General features: G+C 60.0%; 17 protein-coding genes. 9 read left to right on the top strand and 8 right to left on the bottom strand.

What is annotated here, in order from left to right; genetic code table 11:
- The first annotated feature begins 1 nt into the window (after position 1).
- The 9 genes from murD to lpxC all read left to right on the top strand — a co-directional run bounded on the left by murD (position 2) and on the right by lpxC (position 10,461).
- Positions 2-1,348, top strand: a complete 1,347-nt coding sequence (murD, locus tag JUI81_RS28975; RefSeq protein WP_018930132.1) for a UDP-N-acetylmuramoyl-L-alanine--D-glutamate ligase — start codon at positions 2-4, stop codon at positions 1,346-1,348.
- Positions 1,345-2,562, top strand: a complete 1,218-nt coding sequence (gene ftsW, locus JUI81_RS28970) for a putative lipid II flippase FtsW (protein ID WP_019582352.1) — start codon at positions 1,345-1,347, stop codon at positions 2,560-2,562. The genes murD and ftsW overlap by 4 nt, the downstream gene beginning before the upstream one ends.
- Complete coding sequence (gene murG, locus JUI81_RS28965; RefSeq protein ID WP_018930134.1) at positions 2,552-3,622, top strand: undecaprenyldiphospho-muramoylpentapeptide beta-N-acetylglucosaminyltransferase; 1,071 nt, start codon at positions 2,552-2,554, stop codon at positions 3,620-3,622. The genes ftsW and murG overlap by 11 nt, the downstream gene beginning before the upstream one ends.
- A complete protein-coding gene (murC, locus tag JUI81_RS28960; protein WP_019582351.1) occupies positions 3,615-5,075 on the top strand; it encodes a UDP-N-acetylmuramate--L-alanine ligase in 1,461 nt (486 codons plus the stop codon). The genes murG and murC overlap by 8 nt, the downstream gene beginning before the upstream one ends.
- The gene (locus tag JUI81_RS28955) at positions 5,072-6,028 is read left to right on the top strand and encodes a D-alanine--D-alanine ligase (RefSeq protein WP_019582350.1); all 957 of its coding nucleotides are present in this window, start codon (positions 5,072-5,074) and stop codon (positions 6,026-6,028) included. Before murC ends, JUI81_RS28955 begins: the two co-directional genes overlap by 4 nt.
- Before the next feature lie 4 nt (positions 6,029-6,032).
- Complete coding sequence (locus JUI81_RS28950; protein ID WP_204125516.1) at positions 6,033-6,902, top strand: cell division protein FtsQ/DivIB; 870 nt, start codon at positions 6,033-6,035, stop codon at positions 6,900-6,902.
- Positions 6,903-6,917: 15 nt separating this feature from the next.
- Positions 6,918-8,177, top strand: coding sequence for a cell division protein FtsA (gene ftsA, locus JUI81_RS28945; protein ID WP_007939849.1), 1,260 nt, complete (start codon positions 6,918-6,920; stop codon positions 8,175-8,177).
- 66 nt (positions 8,178-8,243) lie between these two features.
- On the top strand, positions 8,244-9,437 hold the full coding sequence (ftsZ, locus tag JUI81_RS28940; RefSeq protein WP_007939850.1) for a cell division protein FtsZ: 1,194 nt from the start codon (positions 8,244-8,246) through the stop codon (positions 9,435-9,437).
- A gap of 112 nt (positions 9,438-9,549) precedes the next feature.
- Positions 9,550-10,461, top strand: a complete 912-nt coding sequence (gene lpxC / locus JUI81_RS28935) for a UDP-3-O-acyl-N-acetylglucosamine deacetylase (protein ID WP_007939852.1) — start codon at positions 9,550-9,552, stop codon at positions 10,459-10,461.
- Positions 10,462-10,528: 67 nt separating this feature from the next.
- Here the strand turns inward: lpxC and JUI81_RS28930 are convergent, their stop codons facing one another.
- The 8 genes from JUI81_RS28930 to JUI81_RS28895 form a co-directional block, all read right to left on the bottom strand.
- Positions 10,529-12,025, bottom strand: coding sequence for a sensor domain-containing diguanylate cyclase (locus JUI81_RS28930; RefSeq protein ID WP_204125515.1), 1,497 nt, complete (start codon positions 12,023-12,025; stop codon positions 10,529-10,531).
- A gap of 148 nt (positions 12,026-12,173) precedes the next feature.
- Positions 12,174-13,493: an OprD family porin gene (locus JUI81_RS28925; protein WP_204125514.1), complete on the bottom strand. Its 1,320-nt coding sequence runs from the start codon at positions 13,491-13,493 to the stop codon at positions 12,174-12,176.
- A gap of 194 nt (positions 13,494-13,687) precedes the next feature.
- Positions 13,688-13,912 (bottom strand): hypothetical protein, encoded by a 225-nt coding sequence (locus tag JUI81_RS28920; RefSeq protein ID WP_019582347.1) that lies wholly within the window; start codon positions 13,910-13,912, stop codon positions 13,688-13,690.
- 151 nt (positions 13,913-14,063) lie between these two features.
- A complete protein-coding gene (locus tag JUI81_RS28915) occupies positions 14,064-14,561 on the bottom strand; it encodes a hypothetical protein (protein WP_019582346.1) in 498 nt (165 codons plus the stop codon).
- A gap of 92 nt (positions 14,562-14,653) precedes the next feature.
- The gene (locus JUI81_RS28910; RefSeq protein WP_019582345.1) at positions 14,654-16,018 is read right to left on the bottom strand and encodes a heavy metal sensor histidine kinase; all 1,365 of its coding nucleotides are present in this window, start codon (positions 16,016-16,018) and stop codon (positions 14,654-14,656) included.
- On the bottom strand, positions 16,008-16,685 hold the full coding sequence (locus JUI81_RS28905; protein WP_018930141.1) for a heavy metal response regulator transcription factor: 678 nt from the start codon (positions 16,683-16,685) through the stop codon (positions 16,008-16,010). The genes JUI81_RS28910 and JUI81_RS28905 overlap by 11 nt, the downstream gene beginning before the upstream one ends.
- A 9-nt stretch (positions 16,686-16,694) precedes the next feature.
- Positions 16,695-19,796 (bottom strand): multidrug efflux RND transporter permease subunit, encoded by a 3,102-nt coding sequence (locus tag JUI81_RS28900; RefSeq protein WP_019582343.1) that lies wholly within the window; start codon positions 19,794-19,796, stop codon positions 16,695-16,697.
- The gene (locus tag JUI81_RS28895) at positions 19,793-20,953 is read right to left on the bottom strand and encodes an efflux RND transporter periplasmic adaptor subunit (protein ID WP_204125513.1); all 1,161 of its coding nucleotides are present in this window, start codon (positions 20,951-20,953) and stop codon (positions 19,793-19,795) included. Before JUI81_RS28895 ends, JUI81_RS28900 begins: the two co-directional genes overlap by 4 nt.
- Positions 20,954-21,161 lie beyond the last annotated feature (208 nt).

Raw genomic sequence — 21,161 nt, 5'->3', positions numbered from 1 at the left:
AGTGTCTCTGATCGCTTCTGACCACTTCCGCATCGTTGTCGGCCTCGGCAAGAGCGGCATGTCCCTGGTTCGCTTCCTGGCGAACCGGGGCGTGTCGTTTGCTGTCGCCGATACGCGGGAAAATCCACCGGAACTGGCCACGCTCAAGCGTGACTATCCGCACGTGGAAGTGCGTTGTGGCGAGCTGGACGTCGAATTCCTGTGCCGTGCCGACGAGCTCTACGTGAGCCCCGGCCTGGCGCTGGCGACCCCGGCCCTGCAGGCTGCCGCCGCCCGTGGCGTGAAAATGTCCGGCGACATCGAGCTGTTCGCGCGTAACGCGAAAGCGCCGATTGTCGCCATTACCGGTTCCAACGCCAAAAGCACCGTCACCACCCTGGTCGGCGAGATGGCGGCTGCGGCCGGCAAGCGTGTTGCCGTTGGTGGCAACCTCGGCACACCGGCGCTGGATTTGCTCAGCGACGACATCGAACTGTACGTGATGGAACTGTCGAGCTTCCAGCTCGAAACCACCGATCAGCTCAACGCCGAAGTGGCGACCGTGCTCAACATCAGTGAAGACCACATGGACCGCTACAGCGGTCTGCCGGCCTATCACTTGGCCAAGCACCGGATCTTCCGGGGCGCCAGGCAGTTTGTGGTCAACCGTCAGGACGCCCTGAGCCGTCCGCTGATGGGTGAAGGTCAGCCGTGCTGGACCTTCGGTTTGAACAAACCCGACTTCAAGGCCTTCGGCATTCGAGAAGAGAACGGCGAGAAATACCTGGCCTTCGAATTCCAGAACCTGATGCCGGTGCGCGAGTTGAAAGTTCGTGGCGCGCATAACCAGTCCAATGCCCTGGCGGCCTTGGCGCTCGGCCACGCCGTGGGCCTGCCGTTCGACGCAATGCTTTCGGCCCTGCGTAATTTCGCCGGGCTCGAGCATCGCTGCCAGTGGGTCCGCGACCTTGATGGCGTGAGCTACTACAACGATTCCAAAGCCACCAACGTCGGCGCCGCCTTGGCGGCCATCGAAGGCCTGGGGGCGGACATCGACGGCAAGCTTGTGCTGATCGCCGGTGGCGATGGCAAGGGCGCCGAATTCAAGGATTTGCGTGATCCGGTGGCGGCCAACTGCCGCGCCGTCATTTTGATGGGCCGTGATTCCGACAAGATCGGTGAGGCCATCGGCGATGCCGTGCCACTGATTCGCGTTGGCTCGCTGATCGAAGCGGTCGAGCAATGCCGCGCCATCGCCGAAAAGGGCGACGCGGTGCTGCTGTCGCCGGCTTGCGCCAGCTTCGACATGTTCAAGAACTATGAAGACCGTGGTCACCAGTTCGTCCGCGCCGTGGAGGATCTGGCATGAGCTTGAAGAACATCATCAAGCCGTATCCATCGCCGCTTATCACCGGGCGCGGTATCGACCTCGATTTCCCGATGCTCGCCGGTTGCCTGGCACTGCTCGGCCTGGGGCTGATCATGATTGCCTCGGCATCGACCGAGGTGGGGGCGGTGCAGTCGGGCAGCGCCCTGTACTACATGATTCGCCACCTGATCTACGTTGTGCTGGGCCTGGGTGCCTGCATCGTCACCATGATGATTCCGATTGCCACCTGGCAACGCCTGGGCTGGCTGATGCTGCTTGGTGCGTTCGGCTTGCTGGTGATGGTGATCGTCCCGGGGATCGGTCGGGAAGTGAACGGTTCGATGCGCTGGATCGGCTTCAGTTTCTTCAACGTTCAGCCTTCCGAGATCGCCAAGGTGTTCGTGGTGATCTACCTCGCCGGTTATCTGGTGCGCCGTCAGAAAGAAGTGCGTGAAAGCTGGATGGGCTTCTTCAAGCCGTTCATCGTGCTGTTGCCAATGGCGGGTCTGTTGCTGATGGAGCCGGACTTCGGTGCCACCGTCGTGATGATGGGGGCGGCGGCGGCAATGCTGTTCCTCGGCGGAGTCGGTCTGTTCCGGTTTTCCCTGATGGTGGTCCTGGCTGTCGCGGCGGTGGTGTTGTTGATTCAGATGCAGCCGTATCGAATGGCGCGTCTGACCAACTTTGCCGATCCGTGGGCCGACCAGTTCGGTGCCGGCTATCAGCTCTCCCAGGCCTTGATCGCTTTCGGTCGCGGCGAATGGCTGGGCGTCGGCCTGGGTAACAGCGTGCAGAAACAGTTCTACTTGCCGGAAGCCCACACCGACTTCGTGTTTTCGGTGCTGGCTGAAGAACTCGGGGCCGTGGGTTCCTTGTGCACGGTGGCGCTGTTCGTCTTCGTGTGTATTCGTGGCATGTACATCGGCCTGTGGGCCGAGAAAGCCAAACAGTTTTTTGCCGCCTACGTTGCTTACGGCTTGTCGTTCCTGTGGATCGGCCAGTTCCTGATCAACATCGGCGTGAACGTCGGCCTGCTGCCGACCAAAGGTCTGACCCTGCCATTCCTCAGTTATGGCGGCAGTTCGTTGGTGATCTGCTGTGCCTGTCTTGGCTTGTTGCTGCGCATCGAGTGGGAGAGTCGAACCCATTTGGGCAGCGAAGAAATGGAATTCCATGAGAGCGACTTCGCCGAGGAGCCGAACCATGGGCGCTAACGTACTGATCATGGCTGGCGGCACCGGGGGCCATGTGTTCCCGGCACTTTCCTGTGCGCGTGAGTTCCAGGCCCGTGGCTACACCGTGCACTGGCTCGGCACGCCCCGCGGGATCGAAAACGATCTGGTGCCGGCGGCCGGTATTGAATTGCATCGGATCCACGCCAGCGGTTTGCGCGGCAAGGGCAAATTGTCCCTGCTCAAGGCGCCGGTCATGTTGCTCAAGTCGATCTGGCAGGCGCGGGCGATCATTCGTCAGCTGCGGCCAGTCTGTGTGGTCGGCTTTGGTGGTTTTGTGACTGGTCCTGGCGGCGTTGCAGCCAGACTGGCCGGCGTGCCGGTCATCGTTCACGAGCAGAACGCCGTGGCCGGTACCGCCAATCGGTTGCTGGTGCCGTTGGCCGCCCGAGTCTGTGAAGCGTTCCCCGACACCTTTACCCTGTCGGACAGCCGTCGGACCACCGGTAACCCGGTGCGCACCGAGCTGTTCCTCGAAACACCGCGACCTGCCCTGGCCGGTCGCAAGGCGCGTTTGCTGATCCTGGGTGGAAGCCTGGGCGCAGAGCCGTTGAACAAGTTGCTGCCTGAAGCCCTGTCGCAAGTCGCCCCCGACCTGCGCCCGGACGTGTTCCATCAGGCCGGCAAAAACCACGATGAAGTGACTGCAGAGCGCTATCGCGCGGCTGGCGTCGAGGCGCAAGTGCAGCCATTCATCAAAGACATGGCCCAAGCCTATGGCTGGGCCGACCTGGTGGTGTGCCGCGCAGGAGCGCTGACCATCAGTGAACTGGCGGCCGCCGGTCTGCCCTCGATGCTGGTGCCTTTGCCCCACGCGATCGACGATCACCAGACCCGCAACGCCGATTATTTGGCCCGTGAAGGCGCTGCCTTCCTGATGCCGCAAAGAACGACTGGCGCAGCGGACCTTGCCGCTCGCCTGACAGAGGTCTTGATGCAACCGCAACGACTCAACGACATGGCCAGCGCGGCACGCCGCCTGGCCAAACCCGATGCCACTCGTAACGTGGTCGATACTTGCCTTGAGGTGGCCCATGGTTGAGAACAAGAAAGCCATGCCACAACCGGAAATGCGCCGTATCCGTCGTATCCACTTCGTCGGAATTGGCGGCGTGGGTATGTGCGGTATCGCCGAAGTGTTGCTGAACCTGGGCTATCAAGTGTCCGGTTCCGACCTGAAAGCTTCGCCGGTGACCGAGCGCCTGGAATCTTTTGGTGCGCATATTTTCATCGGCCACCGTGCCGAGAACGCCGCAGCCGCCGACGTGCTGGTGGTGTCGAGCGCCGTCAACACGTCCAACCCGGAAGTCGCGACCGCGCTGGAACGCCGGATTCCGGTGGTGCCGCGTGCCGAGATGCTCGCCGAGCTGATGCGCTACCGCCACGGCATCGCCGTCGCCGGTACTCACGGCAAAACCACCACCACCAGCCTGATCGCTTCGGTGTTCGCCGCCGGTGGCCTGGACCCGACGTTCGTCATCGGTGGCCGTCTGAATGCCGCGGGCACCAATGCCCAGCTCGGTACCAGCCGCTACCTGATCGCCGAAGCCGACGAAAGCGATGCCAGCTTCCTGCACTTGCAGCCGCTGGTGGCCGTGGTCACCAACATCGACGCCGATCACATGGCGACCTACGACGGCGACTTCAACAAGCTGAAGAAAACCTTCGTCGAGTTCCTGCACAACCTGCCGTTCTACGGTTTGGCGGTGGTGTGCCTGGACGATCCAGTGGTGCGTGAAATCCTCCCGCTGGTGAAGCGTCCGACGGTCACTTACGGCTTCGGCGATGACGCTGACGTGCGCGCCATCAATGTGCGCCAGCAAGGTATGCAGACTTTCTTCACCGTGCTGCGCCCTGATCGCGAGCCGCTGGATGTCTCGGTAAACATGCCGGGCAACCACAACGTGCTGAACGCGCTGGCGACCATTTGCATTGCCACTGATGAAGGCGTCAGCGATGAAGCCATCGTCCAGGGCCTGTCCGGGTTCCAGGGTGTTGGCCGTCGCTTCCAGGTGTACGGCGAATTGCCGGTCGAAGACGGCAACGTGATGCTGGTGGACGACTACGGTCACCACCCGACCGAAGTCGCGGCCGTGATCAAAGCCGTGCGCGGTGGCTGGCCGGAGCGCCGTCTGGTGATGGTCTACCAGCCGCACCGTTACAGCCGCACCCGCGACCTGTACGACGATTTCGTCAATGTGCTGGCCGACGCCAACGTGCTGCTGCTGATGGAAGTCTATCCGGCCGGCGAAGAGCCGATTCCGGGCGCCGACAGCCGCAAGCTGTGCAACAGCATCCGTCAGCGCGGTCAGCTCGACCCGATCTACATCGAGCGCGGTATCGATCTCGCGCCGATCGTCAAGCCGCTGCTGCGTGCCGGCGACATTCTGCTGTGCCAGGGCGCCGGTGATATCGGCGGTCTCGCACCCAAACTGTTGAACAGTCCGTTGTTCGCCGGGGCCGTTGCCGCACCGGTAGAGGGGAAGTTGAAATGACTGCTGCTTACGCCAACCTCGTCTCCACTGTCGCGCCGAAGGATTTCGGTCGCGTTGCCGTGCTGTTCGGCGGCAAGAGTGCCGAGCGTGAAGTGTCCCTGAAGTCGGGTAACGCGGTGCTCGACGCACTGCAAAGCGCTGGTGTGGACGCGTTCGGTATTGATGTGGGCGATGACCTGCTGCAGCGCTTGCTGAACGAAAAAATCGACCGCGCCTTTATCATCCTCCACGGTCGTGGCGGTGAAGACGGCAGCATGCAGGGCCTGCTCGAATGCGCAGGGATTCCGTACACCGGCAGCGGCATTCTGGCCTCGGCACTGGCCATGGACAAACTGCGCACCAAGCAGGTCTGGCACAGCCTCGGCATTCCGACGCCACGCCACGCGGTACTGCGCTCCGAGGCCGATTGTATTTCGGCGGCCACGGAACTGGGCTTCCCGTTGATCGTCAAACCGGCCCATGAAGGTTCCAGTATCGGGATGGCCAAAGTGACTTCCGCGCCCGAGTTGATCGAGGCGTGGAAAGCGGCCGGTACCTACGATTCGCAAGTGTTGGTAGAGCAATGGATTCACGGTCCGGAGTTCACCATCGCCACCCTGCGTGACCAGGTGTTGCCACCGATTGCCTTGGGCACGACGCACAGTTTCTACGACTACGACGCCAAGTACATCGCCAACGATACCCAGTACCGCATTCCGTGCGGCCTGGACAGCGACAAAGAAAAGGAACTCATGGACCTCACGGCCAAAGCCTGTGAGGCGCTGGGTATCGCCGGTTGGGGCAGGGCGGACGTGATGCAGGACGCCGACGGGCAGTTCTGGTTCCTGGAAGTCAACACCGCACCGGGCATGACCGATCACAGTCTGGTGCCAATGGCGGCCCGTGCCGCCGGCCTGGATTTCCAGCAATTGGTTCTGGCGATTCTGGCCGCAAGCATCGAGCCACGAGGGTAAGACCATGCAAGGCGCACAGCTGAGACATCAGTCCTCCGCACCACCCGGCCGCAAGCCGGTGCCGCGGGGTGCCAGCCGAATGGTGGCCAAAGAGCCGATGTCCGTGCGCCTGCCGAAAGCCAACTTCGGTTTTCTGAAAAGCCTGTTCTGGCCCGTGCTGCTGGTGGCGTTGGGGCTCGGTACTTACGAAGGCGCACAGCGTTTGCTGCCGTACGCTGACCGGCCGATCACCAAAATCGCCGTGCAGGGCGACTTGAGTTACATCAGCCAGCAAGCGGTGCAGCAGCGGATCGCCCCGTACGTGGCGTCGAGCTTCTTCACCATCGACCTGGCGAGCATGCGCACCGAGCTTGAACAGATGCCATGGATTGCCCACGCCGAAGTGCGTCGGGTGTGGCCGGATCAGGTAGTGATTCGCCTGGAAGAACAACTGCCGGTGGCCCGTTGGGGCGATGAGTCGCTGTTGAACAACCAGGGACAGGCGTTCACCCCGCGCGAGCTGGCGAACTACGAACACTTGCCACAGCTGTTCGGCCCGCAGCGGGCCCAGCAACAAGTGATGCAGCAATACCAGGTGCTGAGCCAGATGCTCAGGCCATTGGGCTTCTCGATTGCACGCCTGGAGTTGCGTGAACGAGGCAGCTGGTTCCTGACCACCGGCGCAGGCAGCGCCGGTCCCGGAATCGAACTGCTGCTGGGACGCGGCAACCTGGTGGAAAAGATGCGCCGCTTCATTGCCATCTATGACAAGACGCTCAAAGAGCAGATTACGAACATTGCGCGCATCGATCTGCGCTACGCCAACGGCCTTGCCGTTGGCTGGCGGGAACCTGTAGCGCCGACGACAGCCCAACCCGCTGTCGCAAAGAATTAAGAAGAGGCAGGACCCATGGCAAACGTGCAAAGCGGCAAAATGATCGTCGGTCTCGATATCGGCACCTCCAAGGTGGTGGCGCTGGTCGGCGAGGTCGCGGACGACGGCACGCTCGAAATCGTCGGGATCGGTACACATCCGTCCCGCGGCCTGAAAAAAGGCGTAGTGGTGAACATCGAGTCCACCGTCCAGTCGATCCAGCGCGCTATCGAAGAAGCGCAGCTGATGGCCGGTTGCCGGATCCATTCGGCGTTCGTCGGCGTGGCCGGCAATCACATCCGCAGCCTGAACTCCCACGGCATCGTGGCGATTCGTGATCGCGAAGTCAGCTCTGCCGACCTTGAGCGCGTCCTCGACGCCGCCCAGGCTGTGGCAATCCCGGCTGACCAGCGCGTGCTGCACACCCTGCCGCAGGATTATGTGATCGATAACCAGGAAGGCGTGCGCGAGCCGCTGGGCATGTCCGGCGTGCGTCTGGAAGCCAAGGTTCACGTGGTCACCTGCGCCGTCAACGCCGCACAGAACATTGAAAAATGCGTGCGCCGCTGCGGCCTGGAAATCGACGACATCATTCTTGAGCAACTGGCTTCCGCGTATTCGGTCCTGACCGACGACGAGAAAGAGCTGGGCGTGTGCCTGGTGGACATCGGCGGCGGTACCACCGACATCGCGATCTTCACCGAAGGCGCGATCCGTCACACCGCGGTGATCCCGATTGCGGGCGACCAGGTGACCAACGACATCGCGATGGCGTTGCGCACCCCGACCCAGTACGCCGAAGAAATCAAGATTCGCTATGCCTGCGCCCTGGCCAAACTGGCCGGTGCCGGTGAAACCATCAAGGTGCCGAGTGTCGGCGACCGTCCACCGCGCGAACTGTCCCGCCAGGCCTTGGCCGAAGTGGTCGAGCCGCGTTACGACGAGCTGTTCACCCTGATTCAGGCCGAACTGCGTCGCAGCGGCTATGAAGACCTGATCCCGGCCGGCATCGTGCTGACCGGCGGTACGTCGAAGATGGAAGGCGCGGTCGAACTGGCCGAAGAGATCTTCCACATGCCGGTTCGCCTGGGCGTGCCCCATGGCGTCAAGGGTCTGGACGACGTGGTCCGCAACCCGATCTATTCCACCGGCGTTGGCCTGTTGATGTACGGCCTGCAGAAGCAGTCCGACGGGATTTCGTTCTCGGGCATCGGCAGCCGCGACAGCTACAGCAATGACGAACCGAAAGCCGCTCTGCTCGATCGCATCAAGAGCTGGGTACAAGGCAATTTCTAAAGCTTTACCGCAACACCGCTTCAAAAGCAGTAGGCGAAAAAACTAGAGAATGTAAGGAGAGGGAAAATGTTCGAACTCGTAGACAACATCCCCGCAAGCCCGGTTATTAAAGTTATCGGTGTTGGCGGAGGCGGCGGCAACGCTGTCAATCACATGGTCAAGAGCAACATTGAAGGCGTTGAATTCATCTGCGCCAACACTGATGCCCAAGCGCTGAAAAGCATCAGCGCGCGCACCATTCTGCAACTGGGCACCAGCGTGACCAAAGGTCTGGGCGCCGGCGCCAACCCTGAAGTAGGTCGTCAGGCCGCTCTCGAAGACCGTGAGCGCATTGCCGAAGTCCTGCAGGGCACCAACATGGTGTTCATCACTACCGGCATGGGCGGCGGTACCGGTACCGGTGCAGCGCCAATCATTGCTGAAGTGGCCAAGGAAATGGGGATCCTCACCGTTGCGGTGGTGACCCGTCCGTTCCCGTTCGAAGGCCGCAAGCGCATGCAGCTCGCCGACGAAGGTATCCGTCTGCTGTCTGAAAGCGTCGACTCGTTGATCACCATTCCCAACGAGAAGCTGCTGACCATCCTCGGCAAAGACGCAAGCCTCCTGTCGGCTTTCGCCAAGGCCGACGATGTACTGGCCGGCGCCGTTCGCGGTATCTCCGACATCATCAAGCGTCCGGGCATGATCAACGTCGACTTCGCCGACGTACGTACCGTAATGAGCGAAATGGGCATGGCGATGATGGGCACTGGCTGCGCCAGCGGTCCGAACCGTGCACGTGAAGCGACCGAAGCGGCCATTCGCAACCCGCTGCTCGAAGACGTGAACCTGCAAGGTGCACGCGGCATCCTGGTGAACATCACCGCCGGTCCTGACCTGTCTCTGGGTGAGTACTCCGACGTGGGTAGCATCATCGAAGCCTTCGCATCCGAGCACGCAATGGTCAAGGTCGGTACCGTTATCGATCCGGACATGCGCGACGAGCTGCACGTGACTGTGGTTGCCACAGGTCTGGGCGCTAAAATCGAGAAGCCTGTGAAGGTCATCGACAACACCGTTCACACCTCGATGGCCTCCCAGCCACAACAACAAGCCCCTGTTCGTCAGGAACAGCCTGCGGTGAACTACCGTGACCTGGACCGTCCGACCGTCATGCGCAACCAGGCTCAGGCCGGTGCTGCGACTGCCGCGAAGATGAACCCGCAAGATGATCTGGACTATCTGGACATCCCGGCTTTCCTGCGTCGTCAGGCCGATTGATGAAATGTATCAGGGGTATTAGGGTGATTGGTGTTCAGCAAAGGTCTGGTCTGCTATCATCGCCAGCCTTTGTTGATACCAGTTCGCAATTTGCGCTGAAGCGGCCCATGCCATGATTAAACAACGCACCCTGAAGAATATTATCCGTGCCACAGGTGTCGGCCTGCACTCCGGGGAGAAGGTCTACCTGACCCTCAAGCCAGCGCCTGTCGACACCGGCATTGTGTTTTGTCGTGCTGACCTCGACCCTGTGGTGCAGATTCCTGCCCGCGCGGAAAACGTTGGCGAAACCACTATGTCGACCACGCTTGTTAACGGTGACGTCAAAGTGGACACGGTGGAGCACCTGCTCTCGGCCATGGCTGGCCTGGGCATCGATAACGCCTACGTCGAGCTCTCCGCGTCCGAAGTCCCGATCATGGATGGTAGCGCTGGACCCTTCGTATTCCTGATTCAATCGGCCGGCCTTGAAGAGCAGGACGCCGCCAAGAAGTTCATCCGGATCCTGCGGGAAGTGACAGTGGAAGACGGCGACAAGCGCGCCACTTTCGTCCCTTTCGAAGGTTTCAAAGTGAGCTTCGAGATCGATTTCGATCACCCGGTTTTCCGTGACCGCACACAAAGTGCAAGCGTGGATTTTTCCAGCACTTCGTTCGTAAAAGAAGTCAGCCGCGCGCGTACCTTTGGTTTCATGAGTGATATCGAGTACCTGCGCAAGCACAACCTCGCACTCGGCGGCAGCGTTGAAAACGCAATTGTGGTCGACGCGGATGGTGTACTGAACGAAGACGGCCTTCGCTATGAAGACGAATTCGTGAAGCACAAAATCCTCGATGCGATTGGTGACCTCTACCTGCTGGGCAATAGCCTGATTGGTGAGTTCAAGGGCTTCAAGTCCGGACACGCATTGAACAACCAGCTGCTGCGCAAGTTGATTGAGCAGACAGATGCTTGGGAAGTCGTGACGTTCGAAGACGCCAGCACCGCACCGATCTCTTACATGCGTCCTGTTGCGGCCGTGTAAGCAAAAAACCTCTCTAGTTTTTTAAAGGCTACCTTCGGGTGGCCTTTTTTTATGCCTGCGGGAAAGATCAATCCGCAGCGACCACCCGGTTCCGCCCATTTTCCTTGGCCTGATACAGCGCCTTGTCCGCTGCAAACAGCAACTGTTCCAGGCTGATGTCGGTTGCTGTCGTCCAGGTACTGATACCAATACTGACAGTAATTGGCGAGACATCCCCCCCCACCAACGGCAATTGCTCCACCGCTATACGGATTTTTTCGGCAATCTGTTGGGCGCCGGCGCTGTCGGTTTCAGCCAGGATCACTGAAAACTCCTCGCCACCATACCGGGCGACCATGTCCGCCGGCCGTCGGACATGGGTGTCGATCAACTTGGCCACCGAGCGCAAGGCATCGTCGCCTCCCTGGTGGCCGTGGCGATCATTGAACGCCTTGAAGTGATCGATATCGATCATCAACAGCGACAACGGCTGACCGGAACGCTGGGCACGAAACCATTCATGGTGCAGGGCCTGATCCAGGCTTCGGCGATTGGCCAGACCGGTCAAGGGATCGGTGGCGGCCAATTGTGCCAGTTCCTGCTCGGCACTTTGGCGTCGACGCAGCTCCCGGCAGAGCAACCAGGTCAGCCACAGCAGACTTGCGCACAGGGCAATGGTTGCCGAGCTGACCACCACCGCGGTGCGCTTCCAGGCCGCAAAGACTTCATCGCTGGACAGCGCAACGATGACGATCAACGGCAAATTCCCGACCTTGGAGAAGGTGTACAAGCGCTCATCGTTGTATCGACTGGACATGCCGGTGAAGCTGCCGTTGCCTTCTTTGACGATGCGCTGGAAATTGGGGCGGTTGCTGAAATCCTTGCCGATCAGCTCTTCGGCCAGGCGGGGTTGGTGGGCCAGAAGAATCCCGTCCTTGCTGATCAGGCTGACCGTACTGTCGCGGCCGATGCTCAAACTGTTGAACAACTGATCGAAGTAGCTCAAGCGCATGGCGGCTTTGGCCACGCCGAGGAACTCACCCTGGGTGCCGTTCACCCGGCGGCTGAAACTGATCCGCCAATCCTGTTCCGGCGGCCGGGCCCTGAAGGGGCGACTGATGAACATGCCAGGGTCCGGGTTGTTGATATGGGTCTGGAAGTACTCGCGATCAGCAAAGTTGCCCTTTCTGGGCTCCAACGAGGCCGAGTCGGCGATCACGTCGCCCTTGTTGTCGAGCAACAAGATGTTGCCCTTGTACGGCGCGGCAGTGGCGCGGTCGAAATAGGCCAGGTGACGAATGGCTGGGGAAACGTTCTTGAGGTCTTCCCGCTGGGAGGCAGCGATCAAACCCAGCAGGGACACGTCATAGAGTTCGACATTGCGCAGCACGTCGGCGTCGATCAATTGCACGATATTGTTGGCGGCGCGAGCGGCGGACAATTTGGCATTGGCGTGTTCGCGGATCAGCAGGAACGCGACGATGCTCAGTATTGCAATCACCAACAACACACTACTGAGAACCAGAAGCCGCTCCGAGCGTGTCGAACGGATCGGATCACGGGATTTCGCACTGTTCACACTCATGGTTCTGACTTCTGCAAATAAGGCGTTATGAAAGTGCTTTTACAAGAATCGGGCAGAGTCCTAGAAACCGGTTGCGTCCTGCGCGCCTATATAAATCCCGGATAAAAAAAAGGCCAGCAAAACATGCTGGCCTTTTGCTAATTGAAGCTTAGAAGACATTCAGCGGGTAGTCGACAATTACCCGGTATTCATCCGTGTCCTGATCCAGCGCACCGTAACCGTTGCCGCCACGGTTAGACGCCCATTGCAGACGCATCGCCAGGTCTTTGGCCTTGCCACCCTGAACCACGTACTTGAGCTCGATGTCTCGTTCCCAATGCCTGGCGTTTCTGCCGTCGGCGCTGTACCACGAGGCGTAACCGCGGCTGTCCGGATCGACCTTGGTCAGGTCCAGTTCACCCCGTGAGTAGGACACCGCCGAGGTCAGGCCGGGCATGTCGAGGCCAGCAAAGTCGTAGGCGTACTTGAGTTTCCACGAGCGCTCATTCGGACCGTTGAAGTCCGAATACTGCTGGGAGTTGTCGAGATAAATGCTGTCGCCCTGGCTGATGTAATCGAACGGCGTGTTGCCGTTGACCCGCTGGTAGGCGGCGGTGACGCTGTGATGGCCCACTCCGACGGTGAAATGCAGGCTGTAGGTGTTGTTGTCGATGTTGCCCAGCAGTGCATCGCCGGTGTCTTGCGTGTGATAGAAGTGCAGGCCCGGGTTGAGGCTGACCAAGTCATTCAGCGCATAGGTGTAATCCAGGTCGTAGTAGTACTGGTTCCAGATGTCCTTGAGTTCGGCCGCATACAGGCTGCTGGTCAAACCCGGCAGGCCGCTCCAGGCCACGCCGGCCCAATTCAAATGCCGGCTTTCATCGCCATCGGCCAGGCTGCCATAGGACGTGCCGATGCGGGTGTGGCCGCTCTGGTTGTAGAGTTTGGTGAAGCTGGCCTGACCACCCTCGATCATCAACCCGTCGACACTGTGGTTGGTCAGGCTGACGCCGCGAAAGGTCTGCGGCAGCATGCGGGTTTCGCCACCGGCGATCACCGGGTTGGCAAGGAACAGGTCGCCGGCCTTCAATTCGGTATCGAAGGCCCGCATTTTCAGGGTGCCGCCAGCCGTGGAAAACGAGCCCGGTGCCTTGCCGTTGCCATCGCTGATCGGCAGGATGCTCGACCCGTCGGTGCCACCACCGCCGTCGAGCTTGAGCCCGAGCATCGCGTGGGCATCAACGCCGAAACCGATGGTGCCCTGGCTGAAGCCCGATTCGAAGCGGCCGAGAAAGCCCTGACCCCACTCGATGTTGTCATCGGCCTTTTGCAGGCGATTGCGGTTCATGTAGTAGTTGCGGGCATTGAGGTTGAGGCTCGACCCATCGACAAAGCCTTCGCGGCTGGATTCGTCGTCGGCCTGCGCGTTGTTGGCCATCGTTGCAGTGATTGCAATGAACAGCGGACTGAATCTGAGAGGGAAACGCACGTGCGGTAAAGCTCCTTGGGTCAACTAAGTATTTCATTGTTTTGAAGTGCGGATGTTTGTTGTCAGGGAAGACGAACTGAAGGGGTTTAAAACCACCACGAAAAAAAGCCGCTGATAGCAGCGGCTTTGAAGACAACTTTTCAAAGGGAAGAGCCGATGAAAAGTGTCGAGGGAAACAGAGCGATACGTATGGATCAGCTGTCTTTCTCAACCCGAGGCTGGGCTTGAGTGCTCGACGCTTGAGGGGTTTGCGCAGCCTCTTGAGCCTTGGCTGTCAGTTCGCTTTGATACTGTTCGTAGGCTTTGGCGCGTTCGGCATTTTGTGCGACGAATGTCTGCGACTCTTCAGCCATGGCGAATGGAGACAGGAACAAGGACGACAAAACGAAAGCGCTGGCAATACCCATACTGTTGGACATCTTTAAACCTTCTTGCTTGGCAAGTGCTGTTTGATGGGGCAACGATAAGGGGGATCAGGGATGGGAAAAAGAGTCGATCAGGATAAGGACTGTTGCCTGCACGGCAACAGTTACTACGTTGGCAAGGAGGTGTAGGGGGGTAAGCAGAAAGTCACTGTTTCGTCGGGATCAGGCGGATATCAAAATTCCCTTCGAACTCATGCGTGCCCCCATCAACCTCCGCCCAGAACTTAAAAGTCCCCGATGCATAGCTTGTTTCATAATCGAATGATTTGAGTGTTAAATCGCCTGCTTGAGCCGTGTACTGAGTCCTGTGGGAGCCCTCTTGGCGAAAGTATGACAGTGTAATGACCTTTGGCCAGTTGCCTCCAACCGGCAAAGCTACCCCCACCTCAGCGTCTTTAAAAAACTCGATTTGAATACCCCTGGAGTTTTCAGCGTCGGTAAACATCTGCCCGTAAAGAGTTATGCCGTCTCTGGAGCCTTCTCTGTATGAAACGACACTCGCATTAATGGGGCCCTCATAGGATTTGGTCGCAATCAGTGTGCCTTTGGATTCTTGCACTACATTTTCGGTAGTCATGCCGAACTCCTGTTCGTGATGAAGAGAGGTCTTGCCGATATCTTGGGAGATGGCAAGGTTCTTCATTTGGGACCGTAAGCATCGAGCTGTCTACTGTCAGAAATAATAGGTTGAACGTGTTTTTTGCTTTCAGCAGACAGTCGCTACATATTTCGAAATCAAACCGGTAAATGAATCCCGAAGGTATTCATCCCATGATCACTGCGCACAAACACATCCCCGCCATGCATCAGCGCAATCGCCTTGACGATCGCCAACCCCAGTCCATGGTTGTTGCCACTGTTACTGCGTGACGCATCGACCCGGTAGAAACGTTCGAACAGGCGCGGCAGATGCTCATTGGCAATCGGCGACCCCGGGTTGGCGACGCCGATGCTCACTTGGTGCTCCTCGACTTCGATCCGCACCTGAATCACTTGCCCAGGCGCGGTGTGCTGCACCGCGTTGCTCAGCAAGTTGATCAACGCCCGGCGCAGATGTGCGATCTCGATTCGCACCTGCGCATCGCCACTGACCTCGACCTGAACCTGCGCATCCTCAAGAATGAAATCCAGATATTCCAGCGTCGTCGCCACTTCGTCGGCCAGTGAGGTGGACGTCAGTTGGGTGGCCTTGCTGCCTTGGTCGGCGCTGGCGAGGAACAGCATGTCGTTGATGATCGAGCGCAGCCGTTCAAGCTCTTCAAGGTTCGATTGCAGCACTTCGAAGTAGTGTTCGGCTGAACGCCCGCGTGTCAGTGCAACCTGGGTCTGACCGATCAGGTTGGTCAGCGGCGAGCGCAGTTCATGGGCCACGTCGGCATTGAACGATTCCAGCCGCGAGTAGGCCTGTTCCACCCGTTCCAGGGTGGCGTTGAACGAACTGACGAACTGATCGAGCTCCGGGGGCAATGGCGACAGTTGCAGACGCCCGGACAGCCGTGGTGGCGCCAGGCGCTGGGCTTCCTGCGACAACTTGATCAGCGGCTTAAGGCCGATCCGCGCCACCCAATAACCGAGTAGCGAGGCCAGCAATACACCAATGATCGCCAGGCTGATCAGGGCGATCAGCAAGTGGTGCTGCGTCTCGTAAAAGGTTTCGGTGTCGATGCCTATCATGAAGCGCAGCGGTGGGCGCTGGTCCTTGGCTGGCAACTCGGTTAGCAGCACTTTCAGCGGGTACGGATGGTCGGGCAATGCCATGTCGCGCATGCCCAACGGGCCTTGTGCGAACGCGCGGATCGACGCGTCGGGTTGGCCGTATTCATAACCGGGATTGCCGCTGACCACCCAAAAGCGAATGCGTTTATCTTCTTCGCTCAGCAGCTTGAGCTTGGCGTTGATCTTCACCCAATGCTCGGGCGTGCCGTAACGGTTGAGCGCCGATTCGAGCACGCTGTAGCGGGCGTCGAGTTCGGCTTCGGGCAGCAGGCCCAAGCCCTTGTCGACCTGTTGATACAGCGCACCGCCGATCAACAGGAACACCAGCAACGCCACCAGCGTAAACATCCCGCTCAGGCGCAGCGCGATGGAGTTACTGGACACCACGGCTCTCCAGCACATAACCCATGCCACGAATGGTGTGCAGCAATTTCTCGTCGAACGGCCCGTCGAGCTTGGCCCGCAGGCGTTTGATCGCGACTTCGACCACGTTGGCGTCGCTGTCGAAATTGATGTCCCAGACCATCTCGGCGATGGCGGTTTTCGAGAGGATTTCACCCTGTCTGCGCGCCAACACACTCAACAGTGAGAACTCCTTGGCGGTCAGATCCAGGCGGGTGCCGGCGCGAGTGGCTTTGCGGCTGATCAAATCTATCCACAGGTCGGCGATGCTCACCTGCACCGGCTCGTGGCCACCGCTGCGACGGGTCAGCGCTTGCAGGCGCGCCACCAGTTCGAGGAAGGAAAACGGTTTGCCAAGGTAATCGTCCGCGCCATCGCGCAGGCCTTTGATGCGGTCTTCCACCCGCTCGCGAGCGGTGAGCATGATCACCGGGGTTTGCTTGCGCGCACGCAATGCGCGCAGCACGCCGAAACCGTCGAGGCCCGGCAGCATGACGTCGAGGACAATCACCGCGTAGTCATTTTCCAGCGCCAGGTGCAGGCCTTCGACGCCATCGCGGGCCACGTCCACGGTGTAACCTTGTTCCGTCAGACCGCGGTGCAGATAATCCGCGGTTTTTTCCTCGTCTTCGATAATCAGAACGCGCATGACCCCGCCTCAGTCTGTGGTCGCCAGCACCGGCTGCTGTGCTGGTGTGGGTCTATGGAATATCCGCTCAAGCCACAAGTATATGACCGGCGTGGTGAACAGCGTCAGCGCCTGGCTCACCAGCAAACCGCCGACCACCGCGATGCCCAATGGCTGGCGCAGTTCGGCGCCGGTGCCGTAGCCGATCATCAACGGCAAGGCGCCGAGCAGGGCGGCAAGCGTGGTCATGATGATCGGCCGGAACCGTGTGAGGCAGGCCTCATGGATTGCCTCCAGCGGTGGCAGGCCACGGTTGCGCTGGGCATCCAGCGCGAAGTCGATCATCAGAATCCCGTTCTTCTTGACGATACCGATCAGCAACACCAGCCCGATCAGCGCCATGATCGAAAAGTCCTGGCCGCAGATCCATAGCATGATCACTGCCCCGAGCCCCGCCGAGGGTAGGGTCGAGATGATTGTCAGCGGATGCACGAAGCTTTCGTACAGCACGCCGAGAATGATGTACACCGCCACCAACGCCGCCAGAATCAACCACGGCTGGCTGGCCAGCGAACTCTGGAACGCCTGGGCCGCGCCCTGGAAATTACCGCTGATGGCGGCCGGCATACCGATGTCAGCCTTGGCCTGGTTGAGCATGATCACCGCATCACCCAACGCCACGCCGGATGCCAGGTTGAATGACAGGTTGGCCGCCGGGAACATTCCGTCGTGAGCGATGGATAACGGGCCGATGGTCGGCGCATCGAATTTCGCCAGGGCCGACAGCGGCACCATTTCCCCACTCAGTGGCGAGCGCAGGTAGAAATAGTTGAGGCTTTCGGCCTTGCCGCGCTGTTTGGTGTCCAGTTCCAGAATCACGTTGTACTGGTTGGTCTGGGTCTGGAATTCATTGATCTGCCGCTGGCCGAAGGCGTCGTACAGCGCTTCGTCGACATCGCTGGCGGTCAGGCCGAAACGCGCCGCCGCGCTGCGGTCGATGCTGATGTGGGTGATGCTGCCGCCCAGTTGCAAGTCGTTGGAAATGTCGCGGAACGCCGGGTTGCTGCGAAGTTTTTCCGTCAAACGCTGGGTCCAGGTACTCAGGAGGGCGCCGTCATTGCTCTTGAGTACATATTGGTACTGGGCACGGCTCGGGCCGGAACTGAGGTTGATGTCCTGCCCGGCGCGCAGGTACAGCACGATGCCCGGGACTTTCATCAGTTGCGGGCGAATCCGGTCGATGAACTGGCTGGCGGACACATCGCGGTCGCCACGCTTTTTCAGCGAAATCCAGAAGCGGCCGTTGGCGATGGTCTGGTTGCTGCCCGAAACGCCGACCGAGTGGGAGAACGTCTCGACGGCGGGGTCGGCGGCGACGATTTCGGCCATCGCCAAGTGTTTTTTCACCATGTCGCCGTAGGAAATATCTGCAGCTGCTTCGGTGGTGCCGAGGACGAATCCGGTGTCCTGTACCGGGAAGAAGCCTTTGGGGATGAAAATGTAACCGGCAATGGCCAGCCCCAGCGACAGGCCGAACACACCGATCATCAATGTCTGATGGGCGAGGGCGCGGCGCAGGCCCTTATCGTACAGCGCCAGCAAGCGCTCGCCGAAACCCGGCTTGCTGTGGGCATGATGCGCCGGTGCGCGCATGAACAGCGCGGCCAGCGTCGGTGCCAGGGTCAGGGATACCACCACCGAAATCAGGATGGTCGAGGTCGCGGTCAAGGCGAACTCCTTGAACAGCCGCCCGACCACACCGCCCATGAACAGCAGCGGAATGAACGCCGCCACCAGCGAGAAACTGATCGAGACCACGGTAAAACCGATCTCGCCGGCGCCTTTGATCGCCGCCTCGCGCATGCCGTCGCCGGCCTCCAGGTGCCGGTGAATGTTTTCCACCACCACAATCGCATCGTCGACCACAAACCCGACGGACACCACGATCGCCACCAGCGTCAGGTTATTCAGGCTGAAGCCCATGATGTACATCAGGGCGAAACTGGCAGTCAGCGACACACCGAGCACCGCTGTCACGATCAGGGTCGCCGACAGTTGCCGCAGGAACAGCGCCATCACCGCCACCACCAGCAGGATCGCGATCATCAGGGTGACTTCCACTTCATGCAGCGAGGCGCGGATGGTCTGGGTGCGGTCGATCAGCACCTTGACCTGCACCGAGGCCGGCAACATGGCATTCAGCGTCGGCAGGGCCGCTTGAATACGATCAACGGTCTCGACGATGTTGGCGCTCGGTTGCCGGAAAATCACCAGGTTCACCCCCGGCTGGCCGTCAGCCCAGGCCTGGATGTAGGCATCTTCGGAACCGTTGACCACTTTGGCCACGTCCTTGAGATGAACTGGCGCACCATTCTTGTAGGAAACGATGAGTTGGCTGTAATCCTCGGGGTGGAACAACTGGTCGTTGGTGGACAGGGTCGAAATACTCGACTCGCCATATAACGCACCTTTGGCCTGGTTGAGGCTGGTTTGCTGGATCGCCAGGCGAATGTCCGCCAGGGTCAGGCCAATGGCGGCGAGTTTGTCCGCCGAGGCCTGCACGCGAATCGCCGGACGTTGCTGACCGGTGATGTTCACTTGGCCTACACCGTCGATCTGACTGATCTGACGGGCGAGCAGGGTTTCTACCAGATCGCTGAGTTCGGTGCCGGGCATTTGCGGTGAATTGATGCTGAGAATCAGCACCGGGCTGTCAGCCGGGTTGACCTTGCGCCAGGTCGGCAGGTTGGGCATATCTTTGGGCAGTTTGCCGGCGGCGGTGTTGATCGCGGCCTGGACTTCCTGGGCGGCGGTGTCGATGCTTTTGTCGAGGGTGAATTGCAGGGTCAGGATGGTCGAGCCCAGGGCGCTGCTCGAGGTCATCTGGGTTACGCCGGGGATGGCGCTGAATTGCACTTCAAGCGGCGTGGCCACCGACGAGGCCATGGTCTCCGGGTTGGCGCCGGGCAGCTGCGCGGCCACCTGAATGGTCGGGAATTCCGCTTCCGGCAGTGGCGCAATCGACAGTCGCGGGAAGGCGATGACGCCGAGCAATATAAGGGCAAAGGTCAGCAGGACCGTCGCCACCGGATGATCGATGCACCACGCGGAAATGGAACCGTGGCCCTTCATGGTTTTGGCTCCGACTGGACCACTTGCGCTGGCTCGCTCAGTACCTGAACCGTCGAGCCGGGTTTGAGCCTCGATTGGCCGTCGCTGACCAGCACGTCGCCTGGTTTAACGCCTTTGATAATGTCCTGGCCGCTGCCTTGATAAACCATTTGCACCTGCACGGCTTCGACCTTGTCGCCGTTGACCCTGTACACGAAATGTTGATCGAGCCCGCGTTGTACGACCGTGGGCGGCACCACCAGCGCATTTTTATCCAGCGCTGTCTGAATCTTTACCGTCACCAGCAGGCCCGGCCAGAGCTTCTGTGCGGGGTTGGCGAATTCGGCTTTGGCGCGGATGGTGCCGGTGTTGGCGTTGATCTGGTTGTCGATCAGGGTCAGGTGACCTTCGCCCAGCAGGTTGCCGGTTTCACCGTCAGTGTCAGCGCCGATGTAAGCCTTGACCGGTGCTTGCTGTGGATCGTTGATCAGGCCTTGCAGGGTCGGCAGCATTTGCTGCGGCAGGGAAAACTCCACGGCGATCGGGTCGATCTGGGTCACCGTGAACAGACCTTGGGTGTCGGTCATGCGCAGGAAGTTGCCTTCATCGACTGTGCGAATACCAACGCGACCGGTGACTGGCGAGCGAATCTGTGTGTAGGACAGCTGCACCAGAGCGGCGTCGATTGAGGCCTGATTGCCTTGGGCGGTGGCTTTGAGTTGGTTGACCAGGGCTTGTTGCTGGTCGTAGGTCTGCTTGGACACGCCGTCGTCGACACTGAGCAGTTTGTAGCGCTTGAGGTTGACCTGGGCCACTTGCAGTTGCGCCTGGCTTTCGCCCAGTTGCGCCCGGGCCTGGTCGAGGCTGGCGCGGATCGAGCGGTCATCGAGGGTGGCCAGCAGGTCGCCCTGGTTCACCAGTTGGCCTTCCTTGACCAGCAGTTTGGTGAGGATGCCGTCGATTTGCGGGCGCACGACCACGCTGTGCAAGGACAACACCGAGCCGATGCCGCTGACGTAGCGGGGGACATCTTTTTCGACGACGCTGACCACCCGCACGGGGATGGCGCTGGGGGCGGCCAGTTTGGTGGTGACGGGTTTGGTGGCGTACCAAACGCCCGTCGCTGCCAGGGTGATCAGAAGGGCGGCGAGCAGGGCGGTTTTTTTCTGTATTCGCATGCGAGTGGGGCGCCGGGCTGAGTGGTCTGGTTTTGTCAGGTTTATACCTTCCTTTATAAACCTGTTCGCCGGTCAGGAGCGTGACTGGTAACTGACGGCTCTGTCAGTTTGGACCGGGATCTTGTTTTGATCTTGGCGGCCTTATAGCCGACCAGGTTCTTGCTGACTGAGTACATATCCATTTCTGCGGTAACGGCCACTTATGGTT

It is taken from the genome of Pseudomonas sp. 008 (assembly GCF_016861935.1).
Taxonomy (GTDB): domain Bacteria; phylum Pseudomonadota; class Gammaproteobacteria; order Pseudomonadales; family Pseudomonadaceae; genus Aquipseudomonas.
Note: the sequence above shows the minus strand (reverse complement) of the source record. Positions and strands in the feature narration are given on the sequence as shown.

Bases quoted from the DNA above. Each gene is read 5' to 3' on its own strand.
- JUI81_RS28920 (WP_019582347.1), bottom strand. From the start codon at position 13,912: ATGTCCAACAGTATGGGTATTGCCAGCGCTTTCGTTTTGTCGTCCTTG.
- ftsA (WP_007939849.1), top strand. From the start codon at position 6,918: ATGGCAAACGTGCAAAGCGGCAAAATGATCGTCGGTCTCGATATCGGC.
- JUI81_RS28905 (WP_018930141.1), bottom strand. From the start codon at position 16,685: ATGCGCGTTCTGATTATCGAAGACGAGGAAAAAACCGCGGATTATCTG.
- murG (WP_018930134.1), top strand. From the start codon at position 2,552: ATGGGCGCTAACGTACTGATCATGGCTGGCGGCACCGGGGGCCATGTG.
- murC (WP_019582351.1), top strand. From the start codon at position 3,615: ATGGTTGAGAACAAGAAAGCCATGCCACAACCGGAAATGCGCCGTATC.
- JUI81_RS28955 (WP_019582350.1), top strand. From the start codon at position 5,072: ATGACTGCTGCTTACGCCAACCTCGTCTCCACTGTCGCGCCGAAGGAT.
- ftsZ (WP_007939850.1), top strand. From the start codon at position 8,244: ATGTTCGAACTCGTAGACAACATCCCCGCAAGCCCGGTTATTAAAGTT.
- JUI81_RS28895 (WP_204125513.1), bottom strand. From the start codon at position 20,953: ATGCGAATACAGAAAAAAACCGCCCTGCTCGCCGCCCTTCTGATCACC.
- JUI81_RS28950 (WP_204125516.1), top strand. From the start codon at position 6,033: ATGCAAGGCGCACAGCTGAGACATCAGTCCTCCGCACCACCCGGCCGC.
- JUI81_RS28930 (WP_204125515.1), bottom strand. From the start codon at position 12,025: ATGAGTGTGAACAGTGCGAAATCCCGTGATCCGATCCGTTCGACACGC.
- lpxC (WP_007939852.1), top strand. From the start codon at position 9,550: ATGATTAAACAACGCACCCTGAAGAATATTATCCGTGCCACAGGTGTC.
- JUI81_RS28900 (WP_019582343.1), bottom strand. From the start codon at position 19,796: ATGAAGGGCCACGGTTCCATTTCCGCGTGGTGCATCGATCATCCGGTG.
- ftsW (WP_019582352.1), top strand. From the start codon at position 1,345: ATGAGCTTGAAGAACATCATCAAGCCGTATCCATCGCCGCTTATCACC.
- JUI81_RS28915 (WP_019582346.1), bottom strand. From the start codon at position 14,561: ATGAAGAACCTTGCCATCTCCCAAGATATCGGCAAGACCTCTCTTCAT.